At 58.0% G+C, this 11,034-nt stretch carries 15 protein-coding genes; 5 read left to right on the top strand and 10 right to left on the bottom strand.

Going from position 1 to position 11,034, the window contains the following annotated elements; translation table 11 throughout:
• The first annotated feature begins 170 nt into the window (after positions 1–170).
• A complete protein-coding gene (locus PY650_RS35130) occupies positions 171–638 on the top strand; it encodes a DUF4334 domain-containing protein (protein ID WP_285884649.1) in 468 nt (155 codons plus the stop codon).
• 62 nt (positions 639–700) lie between these two features.
• Here the strand turns inward: PY650_RS35130 and PY650_RS35125 are convergent, their stop codons facing one another.
• From PY650_RS35125 to PY650_RS35105, 5 genes are all read right to left on the bottom strand, one after another.
• Positions 701–1,150: a DUF1801 domain-containing protein gene (locus tag PY650_RS35125; protein ID WP_285884646.1), complete on the bottom strand. Its 450-nt coding sequence runs from the start codon at positions 1,148–1,150 to the stop codon at positions 701–703.
• Between the two features lie 68 nt (positions 1,151–1,218).
• A complete protein-coding gene (locus PY650_RS35120) occupies positions 1,219–1,689 on the bottom strand; it encodes a DUF1801 domain-containing protein (RefSeq protein ID WP_285884645.1) in 471 nt (156 codons plus the stop codon).
• A complete protein-coding gene (locus PY650_RS35115; RefSeq protein ID WP_285884644.1) occupies positions 1,686–1,922 on the bottom strand; it encodes a hypothetical protein in 237 nt (78 codons plus the stop codon). Before PY650_RS35115 ends, PY650_RS35120 begins: the two co-directional genes overlap by 4 nt.
• Before the next feature lie 99 nt (positions 1,923–2,021).
• Positions 2,022–2,432, bottom strand: a complete 411-nt coding sequence (locus tag PY650_RS35110; protein ID WP_285884643.1) for an SRPBCC family protein — start codon at positions 2,430–2,432, stop codon at positions 2,022–2,024.
• Positions 2,429–2,752 (bottom strand): ArsR/SmtB family transcription factor, encoded by a 324-nt coding sequence (locus tag PY650_RS35105; protein ID WP_285884642.1) that lies wholly within the window; start codon positions 2,750–2,752, stop codon positions 2,429–2,431. Before PY650_RS35105 ends, PY650_RS35110 begins: the two co-directional genes overlap by 4 nt.
• A 396-nt stretch (positions 2,753–3,148) precedes the next feature.
• Between PY650_RS35105 and PY650_RS35100 the strand changes: the two genes are divergently transcribed.
• Entirely contained in the window at positions 3,149–3,475 is a 327-nt protein-coding gene (locus PY650_RS35100; protein ID WP_285884641.1) for a hypothetical protein, read from the top strand.
• 328 nt (positions 3,476–3,803) lie between these two features.
• On the opposite strand, the gene PY650_RS35095 is transcribed toward PY650_RS35100, so the two are convergent.
• From PY650_RS35095 to PY650_RS35080, 4 genes are all read right to left on the bottom strand, one after another.
• Complete coding sequence (locus tag PY650_RS35095) at positions 3,804–4,091, bottom strand: hypothetical protein (protein ID WP_285884640.1); 288 nt, start codon at positions 4,089–4,091, stop codon at positions 3,804–3,806.
• A gap of 147 nt (positions 4,092–4,238) precedes the next feature.
• Complete coding sequence (locus tag PY650_RS35090; RefSeq protein WP_285884647.1) at positions 4,239–5,261, bottom strand: LLM class flavin-dependent oxidoreductase; 1,023 nt, start codon at positions 5,259–5,261, stop codon at positions 4,239–4,241.
• A gap of 155 nt (positions 5,262–5,416) precedes the next feature.
• Positions 5,417–6,601 (bottom strand): MFS transporter, encoded by a 1,185-nt coding sequence (locus PY650_RS35085; protein ID WP_285884639.1) that lies wholly within the window; start codon positions 6,599–6,601, stop codon positions 5,417–5,419.
• A gap of 91 nt (positions 6,602–6,692) precedes the next feature.
• A complete protein-coding gene (locus PY650_RS35080) occupies positions 6,693–7,868 on the bottom strand; it encodes an adenylate/guanylate cyclase domain-containing protein (RefSeq protein ID WP_285884638.1) in 1,176 nt (391 codons plus the stop codon).
• Positions 7,869–8,087: 219 nt separating this feature from the next.
• Between PY650_RS35080 and PY650_RS35075 the strand changes: the two genes are divergently transcribed.
• Positions 8,088–8,366 (top strand): hypothetical protein, encoded by a 279-nt coding sequence (locus PY650_RS35075; protein WP_285884637.1) that lies wholly within the window; start codon positions 8,088–8,090, stop codon positions 8,364–8,366.
• 79 nt (positions 8,367–8,445) lie between these two features.
• Here the strand turns inward: PY650_RS35075 and PY650_RS35070 are convergent, their stop codons facing one another.
• Complete coding sequence (locus tag PY650_RS35070) at positions 8,446–9,111, bottom strand: alpha/beta hydrolase family protein (protein ID WP_285884636.1); 666 nt, start codon at positions 9,109–9,111, stop codon at positions 8,446–8,448.
• A gap of 304 nt (positions 9,112–9,415) precedes the next feature.
• Between PY650_RS35070 and PY650_RS35065 the strand changes: the two genes are divergently transcribed.
• A complete protein-coding gene (locus tag PY650_RS35065) occupies positions 9,416–10,054 on the top strand; it encodes an outer membrane protein (RefSeq protein WP_285884635.1) in 639 nt (212 codons plus the stop codon).
• A gap of 267 nt (positions 10,055–10,321) precedes the next feature.
• On the top strand, positions 10,322–10,846 hold the full coding sequence (locus PY650_RS35060) for a DUF992 domain-containing protein (protein WP_285884634.1): 525 nt from the start codon (positions 10,322–10,324) through the stop codon (positions 10,844–10,846).
• Positions 10,847–11,034 lie beyond the last annotated feature (188 nt).

The raw sequence follows: 11,034 nt of genomic DNA, 5'->3' as shown, positions 1-11,034 counted from the left end.
ACAAGTCGTGGACTTGCGCGGGAAGCAGGAACCAGACAACAAGGCGGCTGCGTAGCTTTAATCAGCTATGCACTGGTTTGTTTAGGTTCTGGAGAGCGGGCATTAGCGACATAATTCCGAGCCGTTTCCGATCGCAGGCCGAAGCCTTTGACTATTTCGACGACCTCGGTGTGGTCTCGGTCGCCGAACTCACCGGTCTGTGGCATGGTCAGGGCATCGCGTCCGGGCACCCGCTGGACGGCGTCCTCGAAAATCTCGGATGGTACGGCAAGCGCTTCCGCTCTGATCATAGAGCTGATGCTCTGCTATTTTCCCTCGGACCGCACCGGCTCGTGGCGGTCGACCCGGGAATGATCCCGCTGAAACTCGCCCTCCGCTTTCACCGCTTTGGGCGCAGCAGGACAGCGCGCGGCTGGTTTTCGTATCTGCAGAAGGTGTGGCGGGCAAAGGGGCCGGTCGCCTCCCTCCGACCTATGTCCTTCAGGGGCAAGACGAGTGCTGCAATGGTGTATGACGAGCAGCCGATCATCGACTATTTCCGCAGAATTGATGATGACCGGCTGCTGGGCGCCATGGCTATCGAGGCCGATCGCCGATATTATTTTTTCGTTCTGACGCGGACGAAGACGGAGCATTAGGAAGCCGGGGCCCGGCCTCTACGACAGGCAAGCCGTCAATGGCATCAGTGGCCTGCCGTTCCTCAAGTACTCTTCGGTTTCTTCTGGGAGCGCGCGGGGCGCGCGGATATGTTCAGCGCCACGGCGGCGCGAATTAGCGCCTTCAACGCCTCTTCATCGATCTTGTCACTCTCGCGAACATCGATGGCACGCCGGGTATTGCCTTCGAGGCTGGAATTGAAGAGGCCGGAAGGGTCCTCCAAAGAGGCGCCCTTAGCGAAGGTCATCTTGACGACGTCCTTGTAGGTTTCACCGGTGCAGATTATTCCGGCGTGCGACCAAACCGGAACTCCTCTCCACTTCCATTCCTCGACCACTTCGGGGTCGGCCTGTTTGATGAGATCACGGATCCGAGCGAGCGTGTCGCCGCGCCAATCGTTCAACTGCTTGATCCTCGCATCTATCAGATGAGCGGGAGAGCCTTCTGCTTCTTTCGAGATGCTGTTGTCCATCGTTGTTATCGCCTTCCTCATGGTTGTTTCCCCTGTCACTTCAGTATCCTTCAGCGGCACTTGGCGTCAGCGTATCTCGTATTTGCCGCTCACATTCGTTCGCCCGGCATTTGGCTGGCTTGTTTTATCCAGGCCGCGAGCTGAGCTTCGTCAAGCTCTTCGTCTTCACGGATGTCGAGATAGCGGATGTCCTTGCTCTTGGACTGACCGGGAGGGACAGGGTGCAGCGACGTGCCGCGGAAGAAAGCCACCTTGACATAATTCTTGAAGCTATGGATGCCGAGGAACCAGCCATCGTCCTTGATGCCATAGAGCGGCGAGTTCCATTTGACCGCCTTATGCACATTGGGAACGGTGCGCATGATCAGTGCGTCGAGAAGGCGCGCAACGTCGCATTTCCAGCCGGGCAAGGCCGCGATGTAGGCCTGAACGGGGGCGTCGCCCTCGCCCTTGGCGATCTGAGGATTGCCGCCTAAAAGCAGCACAGGCTCCCCGGCAACCCGCTTGTCGGCGGCCTTCTTTGCGACTTTTGCCGAGATTTCTGGCGTCTTGCTGGTCATCCTGTCCGCTCCAATGCGCCGGCGCGCTGCCGGCCGCGCCATTTGCTGGCATGCGGTAGCACGAACAAGTAGAGGCCGGTGAACAAGAGCAAGGCGAGTGGGAGCAGCGCCACGAGGCCGACCCAGATGGCGGGTTGCCCCTGTTTCATGGCGACGATGTTGACGATGACTGCCACTGTAAAGGCAATGGACAGCCAGCGGTGGATCCGCCTGATGCAATTGTTCCAATTCAATGGGACCTCCCCTGAAGGTGAGAGCCAAGGCGCGTCTGGCAACCCCTTGGCGGTGACGCGACTGTAAATCGGGCCTGATTTCGAATTGTGCCGGCAACTTCAATCTGCCCGTGCCAAGACCTGCTCCAGGTTTGTAAAGAACTGCTGCCACCCGTATTTGGCGCCCTGGTAGGCTTTCTCCTGATCCGGCCTGAAGCCCGCCTGCTCCATGCGCAGGTGAGTCCCCCTGCTGGTGGGCGTGAGGGTCCAAGTCACGATACTTTCGAGACCGTAGGCTGCCCAGGTGTAAGACAGTGATTTGAGCGCCTCGATTGCCAGGACCTGGCAGTCGACGGAGCCCCAGTCTGCGCGAAGGCTGAAACGGTGATCCGCGACGGGCTTGAAGTCGTTCTTCATGAGCCAGTCCTCGATGAGGTGCGGTTGCGTGAGCGCGCGCCAGATCTTTTCCGGCGGATAAGGTATTTCACGCTCGACAATGACGGAGCGCGTTTCGGTCGCTGTAATGCTCATTGATCCATCCTTTTCAGTAGGTCTTCGAGTTGGTCGAATCGGCTTTGCCAAAACCCGGCCATCTGGCTTGTCCAGTCGATCAGCGGGGCCAAGGCGCCGAGCTGCGCGCTGTAATGCGTCTGACGGCCTTCGTGGCGGTCGCGCACCAGCCCGGCCCGCTTCAGGACACCGAGATGCTTTGAGACGACCGGTTGCGAGACGCCGGCCCTGGCCGTTAAAGCCGCCACGGTCTTTTCTCCCTCGCGGCACAGCCGTTCGAAGAGAGCCCGCCTGGTCGGATCGGCGAGCGTTTTGAAGAGTACATCGTGATCGCCCGGCATTTTAAATTCATACCCTATTGGCTATGAATGAACGTATAGCCAATAGGGTATGCATTGTCAAGCGGGAGTGTGGAATTCTTCGGCTCGCGCAGTCGGATGCGCGCGAATGGCATGCATGTCCTTGAATTTATAATATCCCGCTGGCTATGCATCGCCATTGCCGACCATTCATAATCGCGATGAAGCGCTTCCTATGACTACCGTACGCAGATGTCTGCGCTATGTTACTCTGTTAGGGGCCCGGAACATGTCACGTCTTTCTATCCCGGCTTAGCGCAGGACAAGCGAGCCGTGCCGTTCCGACATGAGAGTGGCTGAATGAACGGCTTGTTCGGGTAGCGTTCAGGTAGATGTCGTATCGTTCATCCACATAACCGACATCAGAAGGAGCAAAAGATGTTTGGACGTGTCGCAGGAATTTCTTACATTGCGTTGGCTGGATTGGCCGTGTCGCAATTGCTTCCCACGGTCGCCATGGCGCAGTATTACGACGACAATCACGACTACTACAGGCCGCGTCACGATCAATATTATGATCACTCGCACGGAGACTGGGGTGGCTGCAGCCGGCACGAACTCATGGCAGCTGCACGCGACGAAGGTTTCCGTCGCATCGATTCCGTCCAGATGAACGGACGCCGCATCATCGTGCGTGGCTGGAACGATGGCGGGCCCGATCGCATGGCCTTTGCCAATCGGCCTGGTTGCCCAGTTCTCGACTAAGGCGCAAGGCATTCGTCATCGCGAGCCGATGCAACCGGCAGGGGTAGGGCGCGCTCGAACTATGGCTCGGGCCGCGCTTGAACTGAGCCCGGTCGAAGCCCCTGTCACCGATCATTTCCTGCCGTCTCGACGCAGGACGCGAGAAGGAACTGGGTCTAGCGGCTTATTTACTGAAAATAGGCGGGAAAGGCATTCAACGAGATCGACGCCATCAATCCCTGGTATAAGCTTTAGGGATTTAAGCTCCTGACGTCGACGTGTTCATGCGGGGACTATTGCGATCCAAAAACAGGGAGGCCCGGCATATAATGCCGGGACTCAGTTGTTGCTAGTCGCAACGTCGAATTGTCCTTGTTACCTCGTCGCCATATTCATTCATGCGGGTGATGGTTTTCGTGTAGCATCGATCGTTGTTATAGTAGTGATCGCGATCTCGGACCCTACCGATCGAAACGCCGTGATCGCTTATGATCACGCCGGCGCGATCATGATGGTGCCGCTGATAGTAGCCGTCGTCATAGGAAGGGCCGCCAAAGATGACGTCGTCCGCGAAAGCAGGGGCAGCAATACCCATAGCGAGAGCTGCCATTGCGCAGCCGATGATTGTATTTCGCATTTGTCTATCCTCCTTGCTTGCATGTTTAAGCAACGATTGAGGAGAGACATGGTTCCAATATTTGACGGCCGGCGCAGATCGCACTGACACGATTGGCAAGCCGGTTACCGCCCGATTGCCTAGGATCGACGCCTATTCTGGCCGGCGTCAGCGCCAGCCGAGGGCAGGGGCGACGTGGGTCAGGATCGCTTCGATGACATGTGCGTTATAGTCCACGCCAAGCTGGTTGGGGACTGTCAGAAGCAGCGTATCGGCCTCTGCAATGGCCTCGTCCTTCGCCAGCTGCTCGATGAGAGCATGCGGCTCTGCGGCGTAGCTCCGACCGAAGATCGCTCGTGTCTTCTCGTCGATGAAGCCGATCTTGTCTTCGTTGTGATTGCCGGATCCGAAATAGGTGCGGTCGCGGTCATCCACCAGTGCGAAAATGCTGCGGCTGACCGATATTCGTGGCACGCGCTTGTGGCCGGCTGCCTTCCACGCCTCACGAAACACCCTGATCTGCTCGGCCTGCTGGACGTGGAACGGAAGCCCACTCTCGTCATCCTTGAGCGTCGAGCTCTGCAGGTTCATGCCCAGCTTGGCCGCCCAGGCCGCGGTAGCGTTCGAGCCGGCGCCCCACCAAATCCGGTCGCGCAGGTCCCCGGAGTGCGGCTCGATGCGTAGAAGGCCGGGAGGGTTTGGAAACATCGGCCGCGGATTGGGCTGCGCGAAGCCTTCCCCGCGCAACACGTCGAGAAGAACCTCGGCGTGGCGCCGGCCCATCTCTGCGTCGGTCTCATCCTCGGCTGGCGCGTAACCGAAGTGGCGCCATCCATCGATGACCTGCTCGGGGGAGCCGCGGCTGATGCCGAGTTGCAGGCGGCCGCCGGCAATGATGTCGGCCGCACCCGCATCCTCGGCCATGTAGAGCGGATTTTCGTAACGCATATCGATGACCGCCGTTCCTATTTCGATACGGCTGGTCTTCGCGCCGACTGCCGCCAGCAGCGGGAATGGCGAGGCAAGCTGGCGGGCGAAATGATGCACGCGAAAATAAGCACCGTCTGCGCCTAGTTCCTCGGCGGCGACGGCGAGGTCGATCGACTGCAGAAGCGCGTCGGATGCCGATCGCGTCTGTGATTGCGATGAGGGCGTCCAGTGCCCGAACGATAGGAAGCCGATTTTCTTCATCGTCAAGTAGCCTCAAGTGTGGAACAAGCGCAAGCTTACCTCTTGGCACAATTCAGGCTCAACATACAGCGTCGTAAAATCTAGATCGTGGCGCGAACAGGAGCGAGAGCGAGGACACAATGCCACATGAGGCTGACCCCCTTAACTGGGGGGCGCTACCGATGCCATCGGCTGGTTGAGGGCCCCAACGCGACAAACGAAAAGAGCCCAAGAAACGCAATTGCCGTGCTGGCGAATGCCAGAGGCCATAAGCCCATGCTGATAAATGGCGCGGTAGTCGCTGTTCCAATCGCGGCCGTGCCCAGAATGCTCGCGATAATGAGGGCCGCGCCCCGCGAATGGTCGCCATGCGATGCTATGATCGCCTGGTGAAACCCGACCGGCCCCCTGGTGCCGAATCCAAGGTTGACGATGATCCATAGGGCAACGAGCACGGTGATGTTTACGCCGCCGGCTGCTGCGTAGACGAGGATAAAAACGAAAGCCAACGTCAGGATAAAAGTCCCAGCAGCGATGACGCGGCCTGTTCCGAATCTTGTTGCTAGGCTGCTGGACAGGTTTGCGCCGGTGATGAACATGGCGATACCTAAGACCTGAAGAACAACGAAATACTGAATTCCCTTGCCGAGCGGCCCGGTTAGCACCGCCGGCGCGCCGAATACGAAGACAAGGATGCTTCCAAGCGAAAACGCCTGGCTCAGCGCATATCTGAGAAACGCGCGGTCCCGGATGATTGTCAGGTAGCTTTGATGCGGGGCGGGAGCCCGATCTCGCCCGGGAAATGACGCCACATAGCGCCCTGTGACGAGCGCCGCCGCAAGGCCGAGAGAGCCAAGGAGCGCGAATGAGATTTGCCATCCACCAAGTGCCAGAAGATAAGCTCCGGCGATCGGGGCCAAAGCGGGTGTCAAGGATTCGATCGAACCAAGCCTGCCAAGTGCGGATGCCGCCTTGTCATGCGAGTGGGAACTGCTGATGAAGCCAGGGGCAAAGACTGCGGGACCGGAACCGAACGCGCCTTGTGCGAGGCGCAGAACGATCAGCCACTCGATCGAAGGCGCGAGCACTGCGAGGAAAGACGTCAGCGTGAAAAGGCCGAGCGACCATACCAACAATTTTCTCGGATCAAATCGGGCGCCAAGCTCTCCGAATGCTATCAGGCCGATCAGAGTGCCGAGAGCGTAGGCCGCCAACACCAATTGTGCCAGCGCGGTCGTTCCTCCCAAGGACTGCGGCAGGCTCGGCACGGCAGGAAGGACGAGATCCGTACCCGCAATACCAAGCACGGTTCCGCATGCGATCAACGCGAACATCGCGCCAGGAGGGAAGTTTTTGGTCATGCACCGCTCTTAGCAAAGCCTCGTCAGACCTCCAAGTTCAGAAAGATGATGTGCCTCATCAGCAAGTTTGATGGGAGAAAGTTCGCGCCGATCACTCGGCCAGGGCATAGATTTCGGCTGGCCGAGTGACGCCCTTAAGCGAGAAGGTGCCCACTTTTTCGAATAGGGCTTGAAAGTGCGATGCAAAGGCCTTGGACGCCAACAGGCTACGGTCAACAGTGTCGCACAGCTTCTCGATGCGAGCTGCTTCATTGACGGCTTTGCCAATCGCAGTGAAATCGAGGCGGCGGACGGCGCCGACATTTCCATAGAAGACCTCGCCGACATGCAGGACGATATCGACGAGGATTTCTGGCTGCGCGGCCGCCAATCGCCGACGATTGAGCGTCGCATTGGCTTCCTGTGCCTCCTTGGCTGCCGACAGAGCCCGGCGACACGCCTCGGCGGGATTTTCCATGTCGGCCGGAAAAATGGCCAGCAGGCTGTCGCCCATGAATTTCAGGATTTCGCCGCCCTCCTGCTCGACAGGCCGTCCGATCGTCTCGAAATGCTCGTTCAGCCATGCAACTATATGGTTCGGTGCGTGGTTTTCGTTGAGCAGGGTAAAATTCTTGAGGTCGGCCAAAAGGATCGCGGCATAGATGGCGGCGCCTTCGCCGCGTTGTGTCTGTCCGCTCAGAATTCGCCCGCTGGTGCGGGTACCGGTATAGACCGCGAGCATATCCGTAGCGATGCGGGTTGCCGCGATCCGATAGCAGGCAAGTGCGAGGCTCGGTAGGAAAATATCGAGATCGGCAATTTGTCTTTCCGAAAACCCCCCGGGACCCTCACCGGCGAGCGAGAACCCGACACCCGCCAAGGCGGTCCCTTCGGGGTAGGCCGTGAGCTTCAGCAGGTAATCGGTCGCTCCGAGATCAGATAATTCCTTCAGCAGCGGGTAGAGTGTGGCGTACTCATCAGACGGTAGCTTCCAGCGACCATATCGAAGACCGTTTGCCACAAGATAGGAAATGGGCGACCTACGGAACATCTCTTGACCAGCTTCGTCATGCCCCTGAATATCCACCGAAATGCTTGAGGATCGCTGCCACGCGACGGAGAAGCCCCGTTGCAGGGGATCGATTGCTGGCATGGTAATCGAAGCTCGAAGAAGCGGATATCCAAGCGTTATCAGTCCCTCTGCGACGCCTTCCAGAATATCGCCGATATTGTTCGTGGAGAGGCCCTTGCCGATGATCCAGCCGGCCAATTCCTGCAGCTTTAGCATTTTGGATGTCCTTGAAGTCCCTCAAATCCGGAATATGGCTGACGTCGTCGATCGTTCAAGTGCGAGAAATCGGACGATCGCGTTGGAAATTCATTTGTGGCGCGTCATCCTAACCTATAGCCCTCGGTAGAACCCGTGTTTCCATTAGGACCACATCCCGCGAGCTCAAATCCCTGTTAAAATGCAATGCAGAGCAGAATAGTTACACGGAGCGAGCTCATGCGGCGCATCATCCTTCTTGCAATCGTTGGTCTGGTCACTTGCTCATGTGACCAGACGAGCACCTCTCGTGCCGGCAACTTTTCGTTGCAACCAATTCCGGGAAGCATCACTTATGGGGGCCAGCCGAGGATGAAGCTCACCAAATCACCCATTGGAAGCCAGGTCCCACATCATTTCACCGACCAGTGGGGAGATGACGTTTACGAAACCTATATCATCCAGCCGGACCGCAGCCTCAGATTGGTGGACCGGAGAATCATTCAGCAGCCTTTTTAGGCTGGCTAATTTGGCGACGCTCGCTTTCTGTATTGATGTTGGGTCAAAGGGGCAATGCGACGGCGAGCCCATTTCGCCCTCAGACAGGCGCTCTTAGATCTCGAAGGTGGGCACTCCACGCCGCCACGGCCTCGGCCACCGTCCTCAGGTGATCGGCGACCGTGAAACCTGAAATCGCCTTGCGCGGTTTCAGATCATGGTCGCCATCTTCGAGCCAGACTATTTTAATCGCGTCCGACAGCACATAGTGAGCCACTTCCTCGCGAGCGCCGAATTGATCACGGGTGCCCTGACAGATCAAGGTTGGAGCCTTCAATTCGGCGAGGTGAGCGGTGCGCAGGTCTTCGGGTTTTCCCGGTGGATGAAAAGGATAGCCCAAGCAGAGCAATCCGGCGATCTTGCCGGTGGCATAGAGATCATCGGCGATCATGCTTGCCACGCGCCCACCCATTGACTTGCCGCCTATGATAAGCGTGCCGGTGGCGCCGAGGTCAGTGATCGCCGCCAGATATTCGCCCTTCAATGTCTCGGCCCGGGGAGGCGGTTTGCGTAAGCCGGAGTTACGCCGCGCGGCCATGTAGGCGAATTCAAAACGAGCAACACGAAAGCCGCAGCCGGCAAGGGTTTGGGCGGCGGCGTTCATAGAAGCGGAGTCCATCGCTCCGCCTGCGCCATGTGCGAGGAGAATGGTGATCTCGGCGTCTTCTGGACCTTGAAGAAGAAACTTATTGTTTGCGATTGCCATGCGGCCAGTTTTCGCCCACGCCGTCGAGTTTGACAACCGCCGGCATCACAAAATCTGAACCAGCCGATTGCGGCTCCAACTCATCGCGCAATTGCGGCTCTCATCAGGGGCGCCCACGTCCATCCTGGGGATAAGGCGGGCTTAGCTTGAGTTATGACCAAACGGCGCAGTCATATATTGGTGTCGCTAGCAAGTGATATATTAGAAAAGAGAAATAATACGGAGGCCTGTGTCATTTTTGCTACAGCCTTGCGGTCAGGATAGGCCTATTTTTCCATTCTTGAGCAAATGGAGGACAGGTCCGATGTACAAGTTGCTCATTGCGACGGCGTTCGCCAGCGCCATTGCCTGCAGCGCTGCATATGCAGCCGATATAACGCAGGCTCCTCCGCAAGCTCCTACTGTAGAAACGCCCCCTGGCTTTACTTGGGCCGGCGCATATGCCGGTATTCGCGGCGGTGCGACCTTCGTCAACGGTGACTTTGATATTCCCGGCGTTGGCAGCAGATCTGACGATATCAATGGCGGGGGCATTGGCGGTTTCATTGGCTACAATTGGCAGTTCCAGAACAATGTCGTCCTCGGACTTGAAGGCGATTTGAACTACAACTGGAACAAGAAGACGATCGCGCCTGGCATTGACGTCGGTACAGACATCGACGGCTCGATACGCGCCCGTCTCGGCTATGCCTTCGATCGCGCTCTCCTCTATGCGGCCGGCGGTTGGGAAGCGACGCGTGGCTTCGTTGATACCGGCAGCAAAGACACAAGCACGTTCAACGGCTGGACGATTGGAGCCGGCCTTGATTACGCCTTCACCGACAAGATCTTCGGCAGGCTCGAGTATCGTTTTACCGACTTCGGCGACAAACACCTTAACGGCGTCGACGTCAGCTTGAAGCAAAACGCCGTCATGGTCGGTGTTGGCGTCAAGTTCTGGTAATTTCGCCAGCTTCTTCTGTCTTGCCGTAGCTCTGATATTGATCGATTGACCGCCGAAAATGCTTGAATTGCAATCGTCGATAAACCGGGAAACGCGAAAGCTCTGCCGGGGGTAGGGTGTTGCGTGCCGTCTTACCGGAAGAACATTCTGTTACCGACGCTCGCCTCCAGTTTGCAAAGAATTTGTCCTGGGTTGCAACGAACGCCTTCGCGGTGCGTTGAATGGTGTGCGAATATTTGGTGTGCGAATGGTTCAGGAGGAAACCTTATGAAAAAGCTTGCTCTTATCGTCGCAGCGGCCGCCTCGCTTGCATTCGGCATTCCCGCGGCCAATGCGGCTACGACGCATCACACACAAAAACACCCCGCAAAGGAACAGACGACGGGTCCGAAGGAACGCCTTGGCACCCTGTCCTGCCAGGTTGCGGGAGGCGTCGGAATGGTGATCGGCTCCAATAAGTCCGTCGATTGCATTTTCAAGCGGAGTTCAGGTCCGAGTGAACGCTATGTTGGCTCTATCGGCAAGTTTGGTCTCGACATCGGCGTGACAGGCAAATCCTATCTAAGCTGGGTCGTCTACAGTATTCAGCCGACTCGCGCCGGAGAGGGCGCCTTGGCGGGCGATTATGTCGGCGCTTCTGCGGGCGCTGCGGTGGGTGTCGGTCTCGGGGCAAACGCGCTCATCGGTGGCAATGCGAAGAATTTCGGTCTGCAGCCGTTGAGCGGAGAAGTGGGTACGGGAGTTAACGTTGCTGCGGGCGTGTCGAGGCTGCAATTGCGTCACGCTAGGTAGTCGCCCTACTGGCTGCCTGTCATGAGAGGTGTCGGCGGCGACACAGGCGAACTTGACCACTCCAATAAAGCAAAACCGCCGGGTTTGCGCCCGGCGGTTCGGTGTGGCTGTTTGGCTGCGGCTTTAGGCGGCGCGGCGGCTTTGTGCCATCGGACGGCCGTCGTTGACGCGGAAGCCGCGGATGAGCC

Source organism: Martinezella calliandrae (assembly GCF_030272695.1).
Taxonomy (GTDB): domain Bacteria; phylum Pseudomonadota; class Alphaproteobacteria; order Rhizobiales; family Rhizobiaceae; genus Rhizobium; species Rhizobium calliandrae.
The sequence above is the reverse complement of the archived record's forward strand: the minus strand, read 5'-3'. Positions and strand labels throughout refer to the sequence as shown.

Bases quoted from the DNA above. Each gene is read 5' to 3' on its own strand.
- PY650_RS35075 (WP_285884637.1), top strand. From the start codon at position 8,088: ATGCGGCGCATCATCCTTCTTGCAATCGTTGGTCTGGTCACTTGCTCA.
- PY650_RS35065 (WP_285884635.1), top strand. From the start codon at position 9,416: ATGTACAAGTTGCTCATTGCGACGGCGTTCGCCAGCGCCATTGCCTGC.
- PY650_RS35080 (WP_285884638.1), bottom strand. From the start codon at position 7,868: ATGCTAAAGCTGCAGGAATTGGCCGGCTGGATCATCGGCAAGGGCCTC.
- PY650_RS35085 (WP_285884639.1), bottom strand. From the start codon at position 6,601: ATGACCAAAAACTTCCCTCCTGGCGCGATGTTCGCGTTGATCGCATGC.
- PY650_RS35095 (WP_285884640.1), bottom strand. From the start codon at position 4,091: ATGCGAAATACAATCATCGGCTGCGCAATGGCAGCTCTCGCTATGGGT.
- PY650_RS35105 (WP_285884642.1), bottom strand. From the start codon at position 2,752: ATGCCGGGCGATCACGATGTACTCTTCAAAACGCTCGCCGATCCGACC.
- PY650_RS35100 (WP_285884641.1), top strand. From the start codon at position 3,149: ATGTTTGGACGTGTCGCAGGAATTTCTTACATTGCGTTGGCTGGATTG.
- PY650_RS35090 (WP_285884647.1), bottom strand. From the start codon at position 5,261: ATGAAGAAAATCGGCTTCCTATCGTTCGGGCACTGGACGCCCTCATCG.
- PY650_RS35120 (WP_285884645.1), bottom strand. From the start codon at position 1,689: ATGACCAGCAAGACGCCAGAAATCTCGGCAAAAGTCGCAAAGAAGGCC.
- PY650_RS35125 (WP_285884646.1), bottom strand. From the start codon at position 1,150: ATGAGGAAGGCGATAACAACGATGGACAACAGCATCTCGAAAGAAGCA.
- PY650_RS35110 (WP_285884643.1), bottom strand. From the start codon at position 2,432: ATGAGCATTACAGCGACCGAAACGCGCTCCGTCATTGTCGAGCGTGAA.
- PY650_RS35060 (WP_285884634.1), top strand. From the start codon at position 10,322: ATGAAAAAGCTTGCTCTTATCGTCGCAGCGGCCGCCTCGCTTGCATTC.
- PY650_RS35070 (WP_285884636.1), bottom strand. From the start codon at position 9,111: ATGGCAATCGCAAACAATAAGTTTCTTCTTCAAGGTCCAGAAGACGCC.